The 20,016-nt window shown below is 46.1% G+C and carries 15 protein-coding genes; 10 read left to right on the top strand and 5 right to left on the bottom strand.

Features of this window, described 5'->3' with window-relative positions:
- Positions 1-17 precede the first annotated feature (17 nt).
- Entirely contained in the window at positions 18-1,643 is a 1,626-nt protein-coding gene (locus tag JM642_RS09320) for a phosphoethanolamine--lipid A transferase (RefSeq protein ID WP_203433554.1), read from the top strand.
- A gap of 159 nt (positions 1,644-1,802) precedes the next feature.
- Positions 1,803-2,831, top strand: a complete 1,029-nt coding sequence (locus tag JM642_RS09325) for a GGDEF domain-containing protein (protein ID WP_047539657.1) — start codon at positions 1,803-1,805, stop codon at positions 2,829-2,831.
- A gap of 114 nt (positions 2,832-2,945) precedes the next feature.
- Here the strand turns inward: JM642_RS09325 and JM642_RS09330 are convergent, their stop codons facing one another.
- Positions 2,946-3,590 (bottom strand): DUF938 domain-containing protein, encoded by a 645-nt coding sequence (locus JM642_RS09330; RefSeq protein WP_099457986.1) that lies wholly within the window; start codon positions 3,588-3,590, stop codon positions 2,946-2,948.
- Between the two features lie 313 nt (positions 3,591-3,903).
- Here JM642_RS09330 and JM642_RS09335 point away from each other — a divergent pair, with 313 nt between their 5' ends.
- Positions 3,904-5,193 (top strand): FAD-binding oxidoreductase, encoded by a 1,290-nt coding sequence (locus JM642_RS09335; RefSeq protein ID WP_203433556.1) that lies wholly within the window; start codon positions 3,904-3,906, stop codon positions 5,191-5,193.
- A 62-nt stretch (positions 5,194-5,255) separates the two neighbouring features.
- On the opposite strand, the gene JM642_RS09340 is transcribed toward JM642_RS09335, so the two are convergent.
- Positions 5,256-6,131, bottom strand: coding sequence for a LysR substrate-binding domain-containing protein (locus JM642_RS09340; RefSeq protein WP_037417872.1), 876 nt, complete (start codon positions 6,129-6,131; stop codon positions 5,256-5,258).
- Positions 6,132-6,327: 196 nt separating this feature from the next.
- Here JM642_RS09340 and JM642_RS09345 point away from each other — a divergent pair, with 196 nt between their 5' ends.
- From JM642_RS09345 to JM642_RS09360, 4 genes are all read left to right on the top strand, one after another.
- Positions 6,328-7,467 carry an S-(hydroxymethyl)glutathione dehydrogenase/class III alcohol dehydrogenase gene (locus tag JM642_RS09345; protein ID WP_126513036.1) on the top strand — a complete coding sequence of 380 codons (1,140 nt, stop codon included), beginning with the start codon at positions 6,328-6,330 and terminating at the stop codon, positions 7,465-7,467.
- Between the two features lie 127 nt (positions 7,468-7,594).
- Positions 7,595-8,434 carry an S-formylglutathione hydrolase gene (gene fghA, locus JM642_RS09350; protein ID WP_203433558.1) on the top strand — a complete coding sequence of 280 codons (840 nt, stop codon included), beginning with the start codon at positions 7,595-7,597 and terminating at the stop codon, positions 8,432-8,434.
- 290 nt (positions 8,435-8,724) lie between these two features.
- Positions 8,725-9,507, top strand: a complete 783-nt coding sequence (locus tag JM642_RS09355) for a trypsin-like serine protease (protein ID WP_203433560.1) — start codon at positions 8,725-8,727, stop codon at positions 9,505-9,507.
- Positions 9,508-10,294: 787 nt separating this feature from the next.
- The gene (locus tag JM642_RS09360; RefSeq protein ID WP_203433562.1) at positions 10,295-11,032 is read left to right on the top strand and encodes a hypothetical protein; all 738 of its coding nucleotides are present in this window, start codon (positions 10,295-10,297) and stop codon (positions 11,030-11,032) included.
- Positions 11,033-11,144: 112 nt separating this feature from the next.
- Here JM642_RS09360 and JM642_RS09365 read toward each other — a convergent pair whose 3' ends face one another.
- Positions 11,145-12,521, bottom strand: a complete 1,377-nt coding sequence (locus tag JM642_RS09365; protein WP_037429797.1) for an L-serine ammonia-lyase — start codon at positions 12,519-12,521, stop codon at positions 11,145-11,147.
- 383 nt (positions 12,522-12,904) lie between these two features.
- Here JM642_RS09365 and nagZ point away from each other — a divergent pair, with 383 nt between their 5' ends.
- The 3 genes from nagZ (at position 12,905) to JM642_RS09380 (ending at position 15,393) form a co-directional block, all read left to right on the top strand.
- Positions 12,905-13,933, top strand: coding sequence for a beta-N-acetylhexosaminidase (gene nagZ, locus JM642_RS09370; protein ID WP_203433564.1), 1,029 nt, complete (start codon positions 12,905-12,907; stop codon positions 13,931-13,933).
- A gap of 81 nt (positions 13,934-14,014) precedes the next feature.
- Positions 14,015-14,554, top strand: coding sequence for an alpha/beta hydrolase YcfP (gene ycfP / locus JM642_RS09375; RefSeq protein WP_037418311.1), 540 nt, complete (start codon positions 14,015-14,017; stop codon positions 14,552-14,554).
- Between the two features lie 566 nt (positions 14,555-15,120).
- Entirely contained in the window at positions 15,121-15,393 is a 273-nt protein-coding gene (locus tag JM642_RS09380) for an acylphosphatase (protein ID WP_037418308.1), read from the top strand.
- A 117-nt stretch (positions 15,394-15,510) separates the two neighbouring features.
- Here JM642_RS09380 and JM642_RS09385 read toward each other — a convergent pair whose 3' ends face one another.
- Positions 15,511-16,509, bottom strand: coding sequence for a peptidoglycan binding protein CsiV (locus JM642_RS09385; protein WP_203433566.1), 999 nt, complete (start codon positions 16,507-16,509; stop codon positions 15,511-15,513).
- Positions 16,509-20,003: a transcription-repair coupling factor gene (gene mfd, locus JM642_RS09390; protein ID WP_203433770.1), complete on the bottom strand. Its 3,495-nt coding sequence runs from the start codon at positions 20,001-20,003 to the stop codon at positions 16,509-16,511. The genes JM642_RS09385 and mfd overlap by 1 nt, the downstream gene beginning before the upstream one ends.
- Positions 20,004-20,016 lie beyond the last annotated feature (13 nt).

Raw genomic sequence — 20,016 nt, forward strand, 5'->3', positions numbered from 1 at the left:
TTGAGAGACCATAACCAGTGCTGACGAGATTTAAAACCCTAACCGTGAATCGTTTCACTTTTATCACCGCAGTATTTTACGTTTGCGTTTTTAATATCCCGCTATTTGACATCATCAAAAAAGGCATTGAAAAACAACCTGATGTCGATCCGATTTTTATCGCCAGTATGCCGTTATTTTTGATCTTTGCGCTGAGTTTTGTGTTTTCGCTGTTTACAGTGAAGTATCTGCTAAAGCCCTTTTTTATCATCCTCACTTTATTATCATCTAGCGTGTTTTTTGCGGCCTTAAAATACAATATCGTGTTTGATTACGGCATGATTGAAAACACCTTTCAAACCAACAGCGCTGAAGCGCTGATGTATGTCAATTTTGCTTCCATACTCAATATGCTGCTTACGGGGATTTTGCCAGCCTATTTGATTTACAAAGCTGATATCCAATACAAGCCATTTTTCAAAGAGTTGCTACATAAAGTTTTGTTTATGCTGGCGATGTTAGCAGGGCTTGGGATTATCGCTTTCTTCTATTTCCAAGACTACGCTTCCTTTGGCCGCAATAATGATGAGATTAAGCGTTATATCGTGCCGACCTATTTTATTGGTGCGGCGGCTAAGTACATCAATGTGCATTACCTACAAACACCAATCAAATATGAACAGCTTGGCTTGGATGCAAAAAATGTCAGTCCCAATACCAACGGTAAGCCCAATTTATTAGTGCTGGTGGTTGGGGAAACAGCTCGTTCGATGAACTATCAATACTATGGTTATGAAAAACCGACCAACGCCCATACTCAGGGGCAAGGATTACTGGTCTTTAAGGATACCCATTCTTGTGGTACGGCAACCGCAGTATCGCTGCCTTGCATGTTCTCCCGCATGGGACGCGATGACTATGATTCCCGCCGTGCCTATGCCCAAGACACGGCCATTGATGTACTGAATCATGGCGGTATTAAGGTGCAATGGTTTGATAATGACTCGGGTTGTAAAGGCGTGTGCGATCAGGTTGAGAACATCACTATCGATTTAAAGAGCGATCCTGAGTTGTGCTCCGGTCAATATTGCTTTGATCAAGTTTTGTTGAACAAACTTGATGAAGCATTAGCTAACGCCGAGCAAAAAGATACCGTGATTGCGTTACATATTATTGGCAGTCACGGGCCGACCTATTATCTACGTTATCCGCCAGAGCACCGTAAATTTACGCCGGATTGCCCACGTAGTGATATTCAAAATTGCAGTGCTGAAGCGTTAATGAATACCTACGACAACACTATCTTATATACCGATTACATTCTTAGTCAGGTTGTCCATAAACTTAAACAGCAGCAAGAAAAATTTGATACCGCCATATTTTATCTCTCCGATCATGGCGAGTCTTTGGGTGAGAAAGGCATGTACTTGCATGGCGCCCCTTATAGCATTGCGCCTATTGAGCAAACGAGTATTCCTATGCTGGCTTGGTTTTCTGAGGACTTTAGTCAAGATAATCACTTGAATATGGCTTGTCTTGCTAAAGAAGCTGAAAAGGGGGGATTTTCCCATGACAATTTGTTCGATAGCCTATTGGGATTAATGAATGTTCAAACTCAGGTTTATCAGCCTGAATTGGATATTTTTGCCCGCTGCCGAGGTTGAGCCGCTTTTGGCATAACATAAAAAACAAAAGGAGGATGGCAACATCCTCTTTTTGTTTTTGCGCGCCATCATAATAATCATTTTACCCAGTATCCAAAACGAAGCAGTTGAGTTAACTTAAGTTATACAAAATTATAACAACTCATGGATGCATGATTCATGTCTTTTCCTGCAGCAAATAAAGAGCTCGATTCAGCGGCTCAAATTTTACGTTTAGCTGTACCGCAAATGTCTGCGCTTGATATACCGGTTACGCCAGAAAACTACACCGTTTGGTATGAGTATTTTGCTCAATCAAACTTAGATCTAAATCGTGCTATTGATGGTTTTCTTGCTAACAATGTCGTATTCACCAAAGAAGTGAATACCAGTCTGTACAAGAATTTTATTCAAGAGAAGTCCCCTGAAGTCATTGAGAATGTCCAGATAGAAACTCAGATACTGATTAACTCTCTCATCAGTAAAATTACTCAGTTAACCCAAGGGACGGAAGCATTTACAAGCACCTTGGCGGATTTTGGATTGCAACTGCAATCAACGCCCGATGTGAATACGTTAAATCAATTAGTCGATGGGGTGCTTGATGAAATGCAGAGCCTATTGGTTAATAACCAAGCCATGGAGCAGAGCCTCAATGCCATGGGACAAGAAGTACAAAACTTAAAAGCTGAAATGGAAAATTTAAGTCTGGCAGCAATGACAGATCAATTGACCTCGTTACATAACCGCCGAGCTTACGAAATTGCTATTCAAGACCATATCCATCGTGCGGAGGAACAACAAACCCGTTGTAGTTTATTACTTGTGGATATTGACAGATTTAAGATATTTAACGACACCTATGGGCATCAAATTGGCGACAAAGTCTTGGCTTATGTTGCGCTGGCTTTAAAACAATGTGTGCGTGGTGATGACTTTGTCGCCCGTTACGGCGGTGAGGAATTTGTGGTGTTACTGCCTAATACCCATTTTCATGATGCGCTGCAAGTGGCCGAGACTTTGAGGGAGCGGATCTCCGAGCGGCGCCTAGCCATAGGCAAAGATAAAAAACTCTCATTGGGCGCCATTACGGTGTCGATTGGCTTAGCCTCTTTGCAAAAGGGCGATGATGCAGAAACCTTGTTTAGCAGAGCGGATAAAGCCCTGTATGAAGCTAAATCTGATGGCCGTAATTGCGTGCGGGGCTGAGTTGTTGCTTATTATCAGTATAGTTTGAGGGCGTATGTATAATGGTTTAAGTGTTAGTAGTCACAGCATCCTTATGCTTCACTGATGCGAATCTTGGGTTCAGGATTGAGCGCCTTACGCCAATAAATGTTTAAAATGCAGTAAGCGATTGTTGGCGGGCATGGCGATATCTTCAACTAAGGTTAAGTTTTGGGCTTGGGCAAGGGTGACAATCCATTCAACATCTCGAATGCCGCTTTCACTATCTCTTTGTTTTAATAAGTCATCAAATCGCCGATTGCTGTCGCTGGTAAAGTGACCTTGATAGTTAAATGGCCCGTACAGGCATAGGGTGTTGAGCCGCGGTAAATACTCTCCTAAGCCATTAAAAAATGCTTCCACCTTGGGTTTACTCATAATATGTAAGGTATTGGCGCTGAATACTGCATCGATATGGGGGCCGTTGATAGGCCAAGGTAGTGATACATCAAGTGTAATAGGTAAGCCAAGATTATGAACGCCAAGTTGATGACCTTGTTGTAAACATCTTGCACTAATACCCTCAAGATATTGCGCTTGATCGCTCGTTTGCCAAAAAAGCTGAGGGAGATTCGCCGCAAAATAAACGGCGTGTTGTCCCGTGCCGCTGCCGATTTCAAGTACTTGTTTGGTATTGGCAAAAGCGGTTTTTAATACCGCAAGAATAGGCGCTTTATTATTTTCACAGGCTTGAGAAAAGGGCAGAACATCAGTTGTTTGAGGTTGTATATCCTGCGGCATAGTTTCTCCTGATAGGTCATTGTTAAACAAGTTATTGTTAAATAAATCTTTGTGAAATGCGTCTTTCTGATGGTATTACCCTTGAGACAATAACGAGGGTCAATTCTATTACCATCCTAGCGAGTGGTGCCTAGCTTAAGTCACTAACCTCGTTAATCCAATGGCTTAAGCTGTTTTGCCAAACTCGCTTATTTCCCTGTCAGGGGGCATTCTTCTGTTGACCATGATAATAGCTTCGTTATACTCAAAAATTCTGAACGTTTGTAAAAAATATTAAACGAAAAATCATAATAACATCGTGTAAGGAAACCCTATGTCAGCCAAACGCTGCGCCTCTTATTACAATGCCACCATTAAGCAAGAGTCTGATTATCCAGAACTTGAAGGTGATCTTCGTGTAGATGTTGTCATTATCGGTGGCGGGTTTACTGGGGTTGCAACAGCGGTTGAGTTGTCTGAAAAAGGCTACAAGGTCGCATTATTAGAGGCAAATAAAATTGCTTGGGGCGCGACTGGCCGTAATGGTGGTCAAGTGACCGGAAGCCTATCTGGCGATGCAGCGATGACCAAGCAATTACGCCGTCATCTTGGTCAGGATGCCGAGGATTATGTGTGGGATCTTCGCTGGCGTGGGCACGATATCATCAAAAGTAGAGTGGCGAAGTACAACATTGATTGTGATTTAAAATTTGGTCATATCCAGACGGCCTATCGCCCCGCACATATGGCAGAGTTACAGCAAATGTTCGACGAGGCTAATCGCCGTGGCATGGGGGAGTTTATGACCTTAGTGCCTGAGCAGGAGATGCCCACCTATTTAGCCTCGCCCTTGTACCACGGCGGTTTAGTCAATCGGCGCAATATGCATCTGCATTCGGTAAATCTATGCCTTGGTGAGGCGCGAGCCGCGGCCTCATTAGGCGCGCAGATTTTTGAACATTCGCAGGTGCTGGATATTCAGCAAGGAGAGCTTGCAACCGTGGTCACGCCAAAGGGAAGGGTAAAGGCAAATAGCGTGCTCATCGCCGGCAATGCCTACCACAAATTGGGCCGTCCCAAGCTACGTGGCATGTTATTTCCTGCCTCCCTTGGCAATTGTGCGACAGCCCAATTGCCGGCTGAGTTAGCTAAGCAACTTAATCCGCAGGATTTGGCCGTGTATGATTGCCGCTTCGTGCTGGATTATTACCGCTTAACTGCCGACAACCGTTTGATGTTTGGCGGTGGCACCAATTACAGTGGCCGCGATCCTAAAAACGTTGCCGCTGAGCTGCGCCCGGCGATTGAACGTACTTTCCCCCAGTTAAAGGGCGTCGACATTGAATTTGCCTGGGCAGGCATGGCGGGGATAGTAATTAACCGTATTCCTCAGCTGGGCAAAATTACTCCGAATATCTTCTATTGTCAGGGATACTCGGGCCATGGCGTGGCGACGTCCCATATTATGGCCGAGATCATGGGGCAGGCGATCGATGGTCAAATGCGAGAGTTCGATCTCTTCGCCGCGATGCGTCATATCCGGATCCCGCTGAATGAATGGTTTGGTAATCAGGCACTGGCCTTAGGTATGTTGTATTACACCCTCAGGGAAAACTGGCGCTAAACAGGTGGGGAGTCTGGCGGCAGCGAGATGATTGTCACTCATATTGGATTAATTGTTGTGAGTTAACTGCTCGCCAGTTTTTCAGCTAAATAATCTACTAAAACCCGCACTTTGGCGCTCAGATGACGATTTTGGGGGTAGAGCGCCCAAATGCCTTCTTTGGCTTCGCGGTGTGCGTCGAGGAAGGAGATAAGTTTGCCTGCATGAATATCTTCTTCAATATAATAATCAGGGAGTTGTACTATCCCTATGCCCTTTAACGCTGCATCCCGCAGGGCATAGCCGCTGTTGCAGATAAGGTTGCCGCGTACCTTAATATTGCGCTCGCGGCCATGTTCAATAAAGCGCCAGTAATTGTGATTCCCGATCAGACAATTATGTTGATTTAACTCCGAAAGCGTATGGGGCTCACCGTATTTTTCAACATAACTGGGCGAGGCGGCCACATAATGGGTGCGGCTACTCAAGGGTTTGGCCATCAGGCTTGAGTCAGCGAGTTTGCCAAGGCGAATAGCCAAATCGTAACCTCCCTCAATCAAATCCAAGGTTCTGTTAGTCAAGTCAACATTACATTCCACGCTCGGGTATTGCACCATAAAGTCATTGAGTAACGGCATGATAAATTTTTCACCGTAGGCTACGGGCGCGGTGAGTTTTATTAGTCCTTGGGGCGAGTCTTTTAGATCGGTAATCGCTCGCTCAGCTTCCTCTAGTCCGGTTTGCAATTGGCGGCAATGGCGATAATAAATCGTGCCTTCTTCGGTGAGCGATACCTTGCGCGTCGTACGGTAAAACAGCTTAGTGCCGAGGCGATTTTCCAGCGCGCCGACTTGCCGACTCACGTGGGCGGTGGACACATTGAGGCGCTGTGCGGCTAAGGTAAAGTTCTCGGCTTCGGCTACTGCTACAAATTCTGATATGCCATCCCAAAGGTACATTATTGCTTCTCAGTAAAAATGAATTGCCAAAATGCTAGATTATCAATCCTCAGGAAATAAATACAATCTAGTGACTGCATTACCGCACACTATTTTTAAGCTTATCCGTCCGCCTCAATCTATGCTTACAAGCGAGTAGGGCATGAGGTAAGCCGTAAATTGATAAGCCCATTGATTAAAAGAAGGAAAGACAAGCATGTCGAACGAAAAACCACAGTTTATCAAGTCAAAGGCCGCCGTGGCTTGGGGGCCAGGACAACCGCTCAAGATTGAAGAAGTCGATGTGATGTTACCTAAAGCTGGCGAAGTATTAGTGCGCATCGTGGCGACTGGCGTGTGCCATACCGATGCGTTTACCCTAAGCGGTGATGATCCAGAAGGCGTGTTCCCAGCGATCCTCGGCCATGAGGGCGGTGGTATTGTTGAGCAAGTGGGCGAAGGCGTGACCAGTGTGCAGGTGGGCGACCATGTGATCCCTCTCTACACGCCTGAGTGTGGCGAATGTAAATTCTGTTTATCGGGTAAAACAAACCTGTGCCAGAAGATCCGCGCGACCCAAGGCAAAGGTTTAATGCCAGATGGCACCACGCGATTCTATAAAGATGGTCAGCCAATTTTCCATTATATGGGCTGTTCTACCTTCTCTGAATACACAGTATTACCTGAGATTTCATTGGCTAAGGTTAATAAAACTGCGCCATTAGAAGAGATCTGTCTGCTCGGCTGTGGTGTGACGACAGGTATGGGCGCCGTAATGAATACCGCTAAGGTGGAAGAAGGCGCGACCGTGGCGATTTTCGGCCTAGGTGGTATCGGTCTTTCGGCCATTATTGGTGCGACCATGGCTAAAGCCAGCCGGATTATTGCCATCGATATTAACGAATCTAAATTCGAACTTGCCCGTAAATTAGGGGCAACCGATTGTATTAATCCTAAAAATTTCGACAAACCCATTCAAGAGGTGATTGTCGAGATGACCGATGGCGGCGTGGATTATTCCTTCGAATGTATCGGTAATGTCAATGTGATGCGCAGCGCGCTCGAGTGTTGCCACAAGGGCTGGGGTGAATCAGTGATCATTGGTGTTGCAGGCGCAGGGCAGGAGATTTCTACCCGTCCGTTCCAACTGGTGACAGGTCGCGTATGGCGAGGCTCAGCCTTCGGTGGCGTGAAAGGACGCTCGCAATTACCTAAAATCGTTGAACAATACCTAGCAGGTGAGTTTAAGCTCGATGACTTTATCACCCACACTATGGGACTTGAGCAAGTCAACGAAGCCTTCGACTTGATGCATGAAGGCAAGAGCATTCGCAGCGTGATCCATTTCGATAAATAAGCGCTCAGTTTGCCATCACAGCAGCAGATAACCGCTGACGACTTATCTGCTGCTTATGTGTTTTAAGCTTGTGATAGGGTCTTGAACGGCAAGCTAACCACTGAAAGTGAACAGGAAAGGGATTGACATGACCATAGAAAATATCAGCTGTAATAAGAGTTTTGGTGGTTGGCACAAACAGTATCGCCATCAATCTCAGGCGCTGAACTGCGAGATGCGCTTTGCGATTTACCTGCCACCCGAGGCGGCCAATAAGCCTGTACCTGTGCTGTATTGGCTATCGGGTCTCACTTGTACCGACGAAAACTTTATGCAGAAGGCGGGCGCGCAGCGTATTGCGGCGCAGTTGGGAATGGCTATCGTCGCTCCCGATACCAGTCCTCGTGGTGATGATATTGCCGATGCACCGGATAAAGCCTATGACTTGGGCCTCGGCGCAGGGTTTTATGTGAATGCGACTAAAGCGCCTTGGAATCGACACTATAAAATGTACGACTATATAGTGCATGAACTGCCTGCGTTGATCGAAGCCAATTTCCCCGTAACCGGACAGCGCGCCATCTCTGGCCACTCCATGGGCGGGCACGGCGCGTTAGTGATAGGGTTAACCCATCCCCACAGATACAGCTCAATCTCGGCTTTTAGTCCTATCAGTAATCCAAGCAACGCGCCTTGGGGGATTAAAGCTTTTACCGAGTATTTAGGGGAAAATCGTGAGCACTGGCGCCAATATGATGCCTGTGAGTTACTCAAATTGGCGATCAGCGAAGTGCCTATTTTAGTCGACCAAGGCGATGCCGACAGCTTTTTAGAAACACAGTTAATGCCACAAACATTGAGTGATATCGCCAAAGTCAAAGGCTATCCCTTAGATTTGCGTATGCAGGCGGGGTACGATCATAGCTATTATTTTATTGCGAGCTTTATTGAAGAGCACCTTAAATTCCATAGCTTGTATTTTAAATAGCCCTGCCAATTGTTAACCCCTTTCAGGATTAAACCTCAGAGTTAAAGCCTAGGGTTAAATATTAAAAAGCGCGGTGAACATCAAGTTCGCTGCGCTTTTGTTTTCTACGGATAAATCGTGATGTCATTCAGCATGTCATGTTGGTCCATTGCGCCTGAATGATTTGAATGCAGCGGCTATATCTGAAATGAAAAAAAACTGTTAAGTTCTCGAAATTAATGATGATTCATTCTCTATATTCTCATCGAACAATATTGGTGAATAAATATACGCAAGGATAGGGGTTCAATATGAAATGGATGTTTGTACTGTTACTGGCGATAACGAGTACCGCCAATGCCATGATTATTAGGCATGATGCGGAAGACGCGAAATATCAAGCGGCGGCGCAAAGCGATAATTCAACAGTCACCTTTTTAGGACTTTATAAAGGTGATGAAATCGTGCTTGGTACAGGCAGCCTTATCGATAAGCAATGGATTGTGACGGCGGCGCATGTGGCTAATGAGCTAACGACTGGCAATAAAGTGCAATTTAAAAAGGATTTTTACTCGATTAAAGACGTGATAAAACATCCACTTTGGATAGAACGACACTTTCCCTATGATATTGCATTGGTTCAATTGGCGTCTTCAATTGAAGACGCCACACTCGCTAAATTGAATCCTGCCTCAACCGAAACGGGTAAAATCGCTACCTTCGTCGGACGTGGCGATTTTGGAAATGGGCTAGTGGGCGTTGTGGCGGCCGACAAACAATTGCGCGCGGCACACAATGCCGTGGTTGGGGTGCAGGAGCAATGGCTGCAATTTATCTTTGACCGCGACGTGAATGCTTTACCATTGGAGGGGATCAGTGGCCCAGGAGATTCGGGAGGCCCCGCATATCTCGTCTCGACAAATTCAGTCTGCCTTATCGGTGTCAGCTCATGGCAAAATGCTGAGTCAACCAATTGGGAAGAAGGCAAGTATGGCGTGATTGAGCATTACTCACGCATTTCCTATTTCAGGGATTGGATTGAGAAAACACTTTGGAAGATATCAGGGATATCGCCAGAAATCTGTCCTGATTAAGGTATTAGATTGTACTTTTGCGATAAATTGCCGCTATTTCACTACTCTCTATTGTTTGCTCTCATAAAAACGGATGTGTACATCGGTGAGTTTGGCCTAATTTAACCTGAGCTCGGGATAAGTAGAGCCGCTGAATAGACATCTTTTCGGGCCTCTCTGCGTTGCTCTGTCTCACCATCGCTCGCTATGGCATACGACAGAGCGCCTTGATATGCACAAAAAATCTGCGCATTCAGTCAGAAAAAATTTTCTTTCCAAAACAATTATTTATTGCATTGATTTAGTTAGGGCGTGTTGACGTTTCGAGATTAGATTTTGTTCGTTCTGGCAAGCACGTGCTCGCGAAACGAGGAATGATGTGTAGTTTACTCAAATGACGAGCGGCTCTTATGACTGAAAGTAAGAGCAAGGGCTTGCCAGACGAACCCTTCGGGCAGCATTTGGCTGGCTTTTCTGCCGCGTTATCGTCCGTTTATGTAGAATAACTACACTGCACGGACTTTGCCTTGCATAAAAGCCAGCCTAATTGCTGCAAAAATAACCCTGAAACGTCAACACGCCCTAGTTAAATTTAGATTTTTTCGACACTCGTTACCCCGAGTTCAGGTTAATTTACTTTTTGAAGAGCATCATATTTCGTGTATTTACTTGTTTGGATAAGTGAGCCTGTCGTGTTCTAAGGAATAATTTGAAACAATGTATTTTAGTGATTAGATAGAAAAAATTTATTTTAAACAGTAAGTTATTTTTCTGTTCATGGGAATGAAGTGTGTTTAATGGAGGGATAATGAAAAAGATAAAGCTTGTGGCGTTTTTGAGTTTAATGTTGTTGGGCGGTTGTGCTTCTTACACTACGCCTGGTGGCAGTGTGGCTATCGGCAGCTTAGCAGATTCGGATATTAATGCGCTGATGTCGGTGCAAGCGGCTGCAACATTCCCTGCACATATTGCCGTGGCACGTATTCAGGCGCCGGGTTATGCATCCTACCGTTTAAGCAGTTTTGGCACAGGCCGTTACAGTGTGGTCACTACCCGTGAAGTCGAAACCGAAGCCGATTTTGCTCAATTAGGTAAAATGTCGCAGGTGGCAGGGATTGCAGCGTTAAATCGTATTTTGTTGCCGGAGCAGTTAGATTCCATCAAATCATTGCGGGAAGCTGCGGCAAGACTCAAAGCGGATATCTTACTGATTTATACCTTTGATACCTCTTTCCATGCGGGTGAGCAGCAATTTGCGCCACTGAATGTCATTTCCCTTGGGTTGTTAAAAAATAAAGAAGTGAGCGTGACGACAACTGTCTCGGCGGCTCTGTTTGATGTACGCACCGAATATTTGTATGGATTAGCGGAGTCGACGGCAAAGGAAAGTCGAAACGCATCGGTATGGAGCACCTCTGATGCAGTCGATGATTTGCGCCGAGAGACTGAAAAACAAGCGTTTTCGCAGCTTATTCCTGAAATTGAAAAAACATGGTCGGGAGTGATTTCGCAATATGTGAATTCATCAATGAAGGCGACGAACTAAACGTTGTACTCGTTTTAAGATAAACAAATACCGCGCTTAATCGTTTAGGTTTGAACGGTTAAGCGCGGCATGACAGTGTTAAAGACTTAAGTTAATTAACAGCTTGAGTGGATTAACACTCAACAATGTTCACCGCAAGGCCGCCTTTGGCGGTTTCTTTGTATTTACTGCGCATATCTTTACCTGTATCCATCATGGTTTTAATCACTTTATCCAGTGATACCTTGTGGTTACCGTCGCCGCGCAGCGCCATACGTGAGGCGTTAATGGCCTTGATTGCGCCCATTGCATTACGTTCAATACAGGGCACTTGTACTAGGCCGCCAACGGGGTCGCAGGTCAGGCCTAGGTTATGTTCCATGCCTATTTCGGCTGCGTTCTCAACATGTTCCACTGTGCCGCCCATAATCTCGGTTAAGGCGCCAGCCGCCATTGAGCAGGCTACGCCGACTTCACCTTGACAGCCAACTTCAGCGCCTGAGATCGAGGCATTTTTCTTATACAAGATACCAATTGCAGCGGCGGTTAACAGGTAACGGGCACAAACGTCGATATCGACTTCTTGCACGAAGGTATCGTAGTAACAAAGCACGGCAGGAATAATACCTGCGGCGCCGTTTGTTGGTGCAGTCACAACGCGATCGCCTGCTGCGTTTTGCTCGTTTACCGAGAGGGCGAATAAATCGACCCAATCCATTGCGGTTAATGGATCGACGTTGTTACGGCCTTCGGCTTTGAGGCGACGATAGAGTGCTGGCGCGCGGCGACGCAGCTTTAAGCCGCCAGGCAGAATACCTTCCTTCTGATAACCTCTTTCGATACAGGTTTTCATGGTTTGCCAGATATTCCACAGCTTGGCTTTGACCTCTTCTTCACTGGCAAGGCTAAGTTCGTTGGCCATCATTAAGGATGAAATGCTTAAGCCATGTTCAGTACAAAGTTCGAGTAATTGGGCGCTGCTGTTAAAATCATAAGGTGCTGATTCAATTTGCGATGCTGGTGAGGCATTACGTTGGTTGATTTCATCTTCATCTAAGATAAATCCGCCACCGACAGAGTAGTAAGTGCGCTCAAAAATACATTCGCCTTTGCTGTAGGCATACAGTGTCATGGCGTTCGCATGGGCAGGAAGGGTTTTACGTCTGTGGTAGGTAATGCCGTCTTCACGGGTAAACTTGACTACTTTGCCGCAGCTGAGGGTGAGGGTTTCATTTTTAGACACTTGCTCAAGAATGCCATCGATGCTGTCGGTATCGACGGTTTCAGGATCTTCACCCATCAAGCCTAAGATGACCGCCTTACCTGTGCCGTGGCCTTTGCCGGTTTGGCCGAGGGAACCAAAGAGTTCGGCTCTTAATTCATCCACTTGGGCAATCTGGCCCGAATCAGCAAGGTGCTGCATAAAAATTTTGCCCGCTTTCATGGGGCCAACAGTGTGTGAACTCGAAGGGCCAATGCCGATCTTGAACATATCGAATACGCTAATCATGATTGAAGTCCTGTTGTGTCTCGATTTTTATTTTAGTGTGTGCGGATGAACTTTGCAGTTATCGTGTTAATACGCTGGTTTTTAGGGCATCAACTCTGGCAAACTGCAGGCATTATCCACGTAAAAATAGGCTTGTGTGATACGCTTATGTTCAGTATCCCATAAATCAGTATCAAGATTCACATTAGTTTTTTTTATTAGAAAGTCTTCGGATAAGCTGAGCTTAATTAGCGGATCATTAATGTCGATTTTATGGTCTAAATTATCTGTTTTGGGCAAAATTTGACGGTGAATGACTCGCTTTTTGGGGATTTTTGTGAACCCCGTAGCCAGTATCGCTATGGTTATTTTTTGAGTATGAATAAGAAATTTTAGGGAGAATTATGAGTTATCTAATGCTGGATCTGCTGTCTTTAGAGGTCAGTGAGGCTGAAGCTGAGATGCTGCGCCATCCGCAAGTGGGCGGTTTGATCCTGTTTTCCCGCAACTTTACTAGCCGTGAGCAATTAATTGCCTTGGTGCAGCAGATCCGCCAAATTCGTCCCGAGATTTTGATTGCCGTCGACCATGAGGGCGGACGAGTACAACGTTTTCGCGAAGGTTTTACGCTTATTCCGGCCATGGGGGATATTTTGCCAGCGGCTAAGGGCGAGATGGCATTGGCGAAACGTTGGGCCTGTGAGCTGGGTTTTTTAATGGCCATCGAGTTACTTGCCTGTGACATCGACTTAAGCTTTGCGCCTGTGCTCGATCTTAACGGCATCAGCCAAGTCATTGGCAAACGTAGTTTTAGTGCAAAGCCAGATGAAGTGATTGCGTTAGCTGAGAGTTTTATTGAGGGTATGGCCGAGGCGGGCATGGGTGCCGTGGGTAAACATTTCCCTGGTCATGGCAGTGTGGCGGCAGATTCCCATATTGCGCAACCTATCGATGAACGTGAGGCTGAGGCGATTTTTAATCAAGATATTCTGCCGTTTAAGGAGTTGATTGCTAAAGGTAAATTATCGGGCATTATGCCTGCCCATGTGATCTACCCTAAAGTTGACCCCAATCCTGCGGGCTTTTCAACCTATTGGTTAAAGCAGATCCTTCGCCAAGATCTGGGTTTTAATGGGGTGATTTTCTCCGACGATCTGGGGATGAAGGGCGCATCTTTTGCGGGAGATTATTTAGGCCGCGCCCAAGCTGCGTTGGATGCGGGTTGCGATATGATTTTGGTTTGTAATGATAATCCAGGTGTTATGTCACTCTTAAACGGTTTTGTATGGCCTTCTGCTGCACCAAAACATCCGGCGAGTTTACTTAAACCTAATGCGGCGCAGACTGCTATCGCATTAGAAAATAGTGCTCGTTGGGAAAATGCCAAGCAGCTGGCCGAGCAAATCCAACTCGCACAACAGGCAAAAGTTTGATGTAGCGCAAGGTTCTGCAATCAATATTTGCTAGGGTTAGTGGCATACGCCGTGTTTGGCAGATTGTTAAAAGGTCTCAATATGATTTTTTATCTTCATGGATTCGATGCGACTAGCCCTGGTAATCACGAAAAAATGCGTCAGTTGCAGTTTATTGACCCAGATGTAAGGCTTATCAGCTACAGCACTTTGCACCCCAAGCATGATATGCAGCATTTATTGAAAGAGGTCGCCAAGCAAATGCAGTATAGCGACGATCCCACACCGTTAATGGTGGGCGTCGGTTTGGGGGCGTATTGGGCTGAGCGAATTGGTTTTTTAAATGGGTTAAAGTCGGTGTTGATCAATCCCAATCTTCATCCAGAAGAGACAATGCAAGGGAAAATTGATCGCCCGGAAGAGTATGCCGACATCGCCAATAAGTGTGTTTCAGAGTTTAGGTTGAAGAATACCCACAAAGCGATGTGCATTCTGTCTCGTCTTGATGAAGTGCTCGACAGTCAAGCAACGTCCAGTGAACTCAGTTGTTTTTACCCTATCGAATGGGATGAAACTCAACCCCATAAATTCCCCCAATTAGCGGCCCATTTGCCTAAAATCAAAGCTTTTAAGCTAAGTTAACGGTTAATACTCGTTTGCAGACTCATCATTAGACCGCGCATCGCGACCCATTTGTAGGGGAATAGGTTTGGTTTTCGTGTGATTGCCAGCCTTAGCCTTCGCTCATTTCCATATTTCAGATCGTTATTTGCACGGGGTTGCTGCTTATACTACCGAGCGTCATGTATTGGTATATCGATATATTTCATATTTGGAATGATTGACGGTATATATTGTTGGTTTGGTTGGTTATTTCAGTAAAAAGCATTAAATAAGTACTATAAGAGTGGATTTATCTATCATTTTGTTGAAATTTGTAATTAATTGTGTAAAGTAGCGCGTCTTAATAGTTTGTTACAAAATGCTACAAACTTTTATGCCATTAGTCCATTTATGGACAACCTTTTGCGTATGTCGCCCGACACAGCTAACAGCGGTCTTGTTAGCTGTTTTTTTATGCGTTTTATTTCATTTGTTTCACTCAGTAAATCCATCACTTAACACATTTATAACGTAACTAAGCTCAAATCTCGGCTATGCTTAAACTCGCATGAGAATAACAAGCTAACCTTGTTCAGGAGTCTTAAATGAAACGGGTGCTAATCAAATTAACGGGAACCGTACAGGGTGTGGGCTGTCGGCATGCGACACTGACAAAGGCCCGAGCCTTGGGCGTGACAGGTTATGTGACTAATTGCGTCGATGGAAGTGTCGAAGTGCTCGCACAGGGCAGTAATCCTGCTGTAGATAATCTTATTGCCTGGTGTGAGTTAGGCGTGCCTTGCACCGATGGATTAATGGTGCAGGTGGAAGAAGACCAAGGCGATGATATTTATTTGGATTTTTCAATAGTGCGCTGATTTGCTGCTAAATTCAGTCTCGATGAGTCTTGAATGGTCATGGAGCTATTGGTGATAAAAAAAGCGGTAATTACACTCGTATTACCGCTTTTTATTTAGCATTGATCGGCTGGCGTTTTATGCGCTAGGTTGCGCCATTTTACGGATCTGGATCACCATGCCCATTTCGGGATGATCGAGATAATGAATTTCATCACTTTTCACTCGGCGATTCTGTTCCAGCGGAATAGACATCAGGTAAGGCGTCATCACTTTAACAGGCGTCGCATTAGTATTTGTGCTGGTTTCATCGGTTGGCACTGGCATTAACTTACGTCCTTCTTTGCGAAGATTTAAGGCCGTTTCGATATAGAGGTAGTGGCTGAGGTAAATATTTAGCGTGCCATCAAGTTGCCAAACAGGAGAGGGCAGCAATGGTGCCGAACTTTCTAAAGCCATTCCTTGGGAGCCTTGAGTATTTTGCATCGAACTGTTTAACGCTTGTTGCACAATTTGGCGGCCATCGAAGTGATAGTTGGCGGAGAAATCCTTACCAGCAAACAGGCGAACAGGCACTGAGCCGCTTTTGCCCGTCATAGGTTGCTGCCATGTCATATGCAGTAGACTACGATTACCACGTTCTCTGGATAAGCTATTAACGATACTTGCAAACTGACCTTGGTTGCTTGCGAGTAATACCGGGCCACTGCCAAGTTTGGCGTAGGTTTGGCTGCTACTGCCGATTTCCGATGGGATCATGCTTGGGTAACGGTACTGGGTGGTCGTTGTGCTTGGGCCTGTGATCCTTAAGCCGCCACTAGTGCTATTATCGGTGTTATTAGTGGCATTCATATTTGTGTTTTCTGCGCAATGGCTATTGGCATCGGCATCATAAACGAGTGTGCAAGGCGCAGACTCATTACTCATGGAGACCACAGCCTGACCTACAACTGGTGAGATCAGGTCGATTGCACTATTGGTTTTCGTCTCAATTGGGGCCATTGGCCATTGTTCAGTTGACTGGCTTTGGCGTTCGAAAATATAGACTTCAACCTCGAACCACGCCTCAGCACGGGCAAGTGAACTGTGTGAAAGTGCAATAAGTGTAGCGATAGAGACCGCGAGTTGACGTAACACTATTTATCTCCAAGACGATGTTGCGATTGATGTTGAGATAGTTGTTCGAGCAAGAGCTTGACTAACGCGAGCCTCTCTTTTGCCGTTTCGGCGCTGAGCATGAACTTTAACTTATTCGGCCCGTCCATTCGATAGATTTGTGGCTGACTTTGCAGTAATCCAATGATAAAGCCTGGGTCGATATTATGATCTTGGCTAAATTCGATACTGCCACCCTTGGCGTGTACCTCAATTTTAGTAGCCCCTAGCCGAGTTGCCTGATGTTTATACAGAGTCATTTCCATCAAGTTTTTAGTGGCCTCGGGCAGCAAACCAAAGCGGTCGATAAGCTCAACTTTAAGTTCGTCTAAGGCTTCTTCGCTGTCACAACTGGCGATACGCTTGTAGAGCGACAGACGAATATTCACATCACCGACATAGTCTTCAGGTAATAGGGCCGGAATTCTGAGCTCCATTTCACATTGCTGATTGAGCATTTGCGCCAGCGATGGCTCTTTACCTTGCTTAAGCGCTTTGACCGCCGATTCAAGCATTTCCATATAGAGGCTAAAGCCAATTTTTGAGATATGGCCGCTTTGCTCATCACCTAAGAGTTCGCCTGCGCCGCGGATCTCTAAATCTTGGGTGGCGAGCATAAAACCGGCACCTAAATCCTCAAGGGCATCGATGGCTTCGAGACGTTTGCGAGCATCGCTAGTCATACGTTTAGGATGTGGCGTCATCAAGTACGCATAGGCTTGATGGTGAGAGCGACCCACGCGGCCACGTAGCTGATGCAACTGGGCTAAACCAAAGGTGTCGGCGCGTTCGATAATAATGGTGTTTGCACTGGGAACGTCGATACCAGTTTCGATAATAGTGGTACAGACTAACACGTTGAATCTTTGGTGATAAAAGTCCGACATCACCCGCTCAAGATCCCGCTCACGCATTTGGCCATGGGCGACCACAACCCGCGCTTCAGGTAACAAGGTACTAATGTCTTGGGCACATTTTTCAATGGTTTCGACATTATTGTGCAGGTAATAGACTTGGCCACCACGGAGGATTTCACGCAATATAGCCTCGCGCACCGTCGCGGGATCGGATTCGCGCACAAAGGTCTTCACCGCCAAACGCTTAGCGGGAGGTGTGGCAATAATCGATAAGTCGCGCATTCCCGACATCGCCATATTTAAGGTGCGGGGGATCGGTGTGGCGGTGAGGGTCAAAATATCCACATTGGCCCGCAGTGCTTTAATTTTCTCTTTTTGTCTGACACCGAATCGGTGTTCTTCGTCGATGATAAGTAGGCCTAAATTCTCAAATTTAGCCTCGGATTGCAGCAGCTTATGGGTGCCAATCACGATATCGACTTTGCCTTCTTCGAGCTGTTTTAGCACTTGGGTCTGCTCTTTGGCGGTTCTAAAGCGTGACATCACTTCAATCACCACCGGCCAGTCGGCAAATCTGTCCTTAAAGTTTTCGTAGTGCTGCTGGGCGAGTAACGTGGTGGGTACCAACACAACCACTTGTTTACCCGCATTCACCGCCACAAAGGCGGCGCGCATCGCGACTTCGGTTTTCCCAAAGCCCACATCACCACAAACTAATCTGTCCATTGCGGTTGGCGATTGCATATCGGCGAGCACGGCATGTATTGCACTTTCTTGATCGACGGTTTCTTCGAAGGGGAAACCTTGAGCGAATTGGGCGTATTCTTCGTCATTGATTTCGCAGCTCTCACCCGGACGAGCTTGGCGACGTGCATAGACATCGAGAAGTTCTGCGGCCACATCGCGGATTTTTTCAATGGCTTTATTTTTCGCCTTAGCCCAAGTGTCGTTACCCAGTTTATTAAGATGCGTTTCCCCATCGGCGCCAACACTATAACGGCTAATTAAATGTAAATTGGAAACGGGGACATAGAGCTTATCGCCACCTGAGTACTCAAGTTGCAAATATTCAGCAACAATGCCGCCAGTATCGAGGGTGACTAAACCTTGGTAAAGGGCAACACCGTGCTCTAAGTGTACGATCGGCTGGCCAACTTTCAGCTCGGCTAAATTTTTGATTAAGGTATCGTTACTGATCTGACGCTGTTTTTCGCGGCGACGCTGCTGTGAAATCCGCTGGCCGAAGAGCTCAGTTTCGCAGATGATGCTGACGGCAGTTTGTGCGCCGAGTCCCAGTACACAACCACGGGATAAGGGCGAAACGATCAAGCCAAGTTTGGTATCAGTTTTAATAAACTCATCAAAATGACTAAATACCGTAGGCTTTAACTGGATTTTACCTAAGAGTTCGAGCAGCGCTTCACGGCGACCTTCAGATTCTGCGCTAAATAATATGCGCGGCGCCTGCTCAGCATAATCCTGCAGTGCGATTAACGGCTGCTTTAATTTGTGATTGGCGCTTACCTCAGGCAAGGCTCTGGCATCAATTTGCGCCACAACACCATTGGTGTCAGGATTTGGGGCCACAAATTGATAGCGAGGTAGCGGCTTAAAGGCGGCAAATAATTCTTCTATCAGTAAATACAGTTCTTTAGGGGCAAGCAGTGGTCGTAGCGGATCGACCCGTCGGTCTTCATACCGTGTTTCCACTTCATGCAAATGGGCGCGAGCGGATTTTTCGATATCGCCCAAGGTGACTAACTGAGTGTCCTTCGGCAGGTAATCAAATAGCGTCGCGACCTCATCGAAAAACAGTGGCAGATAGTTTTCAATCCCAGCGGGCATCAAATTTCGGCTCACCAATTGATAAACCGACTCTGGCTCTTTAACGATCACCTCAAAACGGCGGCGATAGCGTTGTCTAAAGCCTTCGATAGCACTGCTATCGGTTGGAAATTCTTTTGCCGGTAATAATCGCACCGCATCGACGGGTGTGGATGAGCGCTGGGTCTCTGGGTCGAAATGGCGAATAGTTTCAACTTCATCATCGAAAAGCTCGATACGCAGCGGCATATTCACGCCGGTAGGGAAGATATCGAGAATTGAGCCCCGAATGGCAAACTCGCCATGTTCGTAAACTTGCTCAACTAAATGATAGCCCGTATCGGTTAATTGCTGGCGCACATCATGGAGCTGATATTTATCGCCCTTTTTAAGCACAAATACATTGGAGCTTAAATAGGATTTCGGCGGCAAGCGCATCATCAGTGTTGTCACCGGCACGATAACCACGCTGTGCTCAGCATGGGATATTTGCGATAGGGTTTCTAAACGCTGGGAGATCAAATCCTGATGGGGTGAAAAACTGTCGTAGGGCAGGGTTTCACGGTCAGGGAATAGCCGCACCTTAATGGTGGTGTTCGCTAATAAATAATTAAGCTCTAACTCGAGACTCAATGCCGTTGGTGTGTCACTGGTGACAATGAGCGTGGTGCCTGGGTGTTGGCGTATCAAGCTGGCGAGGGTGACCGCTTGACCCACTCCGGCGATACACGACAGAGTTTGCATTTGAGTGCCATTTTTTACAACGGGCGGTGTTAGGGCTGAAATATGTGTCATTGGCGTGGGATAA

The organism is Shewanella sp. LZH-2 (assembly GCF_016859145.1).
Taxonomy (GTDB): domain Bacteria; phylum Pseudomonadota; class Gammaproteobacteria; order Enterobacterales; family Shewanellaceae; genus Shewanella; species Shewanella xiamenensis.

Bases quoted from the DNA above. Each gene is read 5' to 3' on its own strand.
- JM642_RS09325 (WP_047539657.1), top strand. From the start codon at position 1,803: ATGTCTTTTCCTGCAGCAAATAAAGAGCTCGATTCAGCGGCTCAAATT.
- JM642_RS09330 (WP_099457986.1), bottom strand. From the start codon at position 3,590: ATGCCGCAGGATATACAACCTCAAACAACTGATGTTCTGCCCTTTTCT.
- JM642_RS09335 (WP_203433556.1), top strand. From the start codon at position 3,904: ATGTCAGCCAAACGCTGCGCCTCTTATTACAATGCCACCATTAAGCAA.
- JM642_RS09340 (WP_037417872.1), bottom strand. From the start codon at position 6,131: ATGTACCTTTGGGATGGCATATCAGAATTTGTAGCAGTAGCCGAAGCC.
- JM642_RS09345 (WP_126513036.1), top strand. From the start codon at position 6,328: ATGTCGAACGAAAAACCACAGTTTATCAAGTCAAAGGCCGCCGTGGCT.
- fghA (WP_203433558.1), top strand. From the start codon at position 7,595: ATGACCATAGAAAATATCAGCTGTAATAAGAGTTTTGGTGGTTGGCAC.
- JM642_RS09355 (WP_203433560.1), top strand. From the start codon at position 8,725: ATGAAATGGATGTTTGTACTGTTACTGGCGATAACGAGTACCGCCAAT.
- JM642_RS09360 (WP_203433562.1), top strand. From the start codon at position 10,295: ATGAAAAAGATAAAGCTTGTGGCGTTTTTGAGTTTAATGTTGTTGGGC.
- JM642_RS09365 (WP_037429797.1), bottom strand. From the start codon at position 12,521: ATGATTAGCGTATTCGATATGTTCAAGATCGGCATTGGCCCTTCGAGT.
- nagZ (WP_203433564.1), top strand. From the start codon at position 12,905: ATGAGTTATCTAATGCTGGATCTGCTGTCTTTAGAGGTCAGTGAGGCT.
- ycfP (WP_037418311.1), top strand. From the start codon at position 14,015: ATGATTTTTTATCTTCATGGATTCGATGCGACTAGCCCTGGTAATCAC.
- JM642_RS09380 (WP_037418308.1), top strand. From the start codon at position 15,121: ATGAAACGGGTGCTAATCAAATTAACGGGAACCGTACAGGGTGTGGGC.
- mfd (WP_203433770.1), bottom strand. From the start codon at position 20,003: ATGACACATATTTCAGCCCTAACACCGCCCGTTGTAAAAAATGGCACT.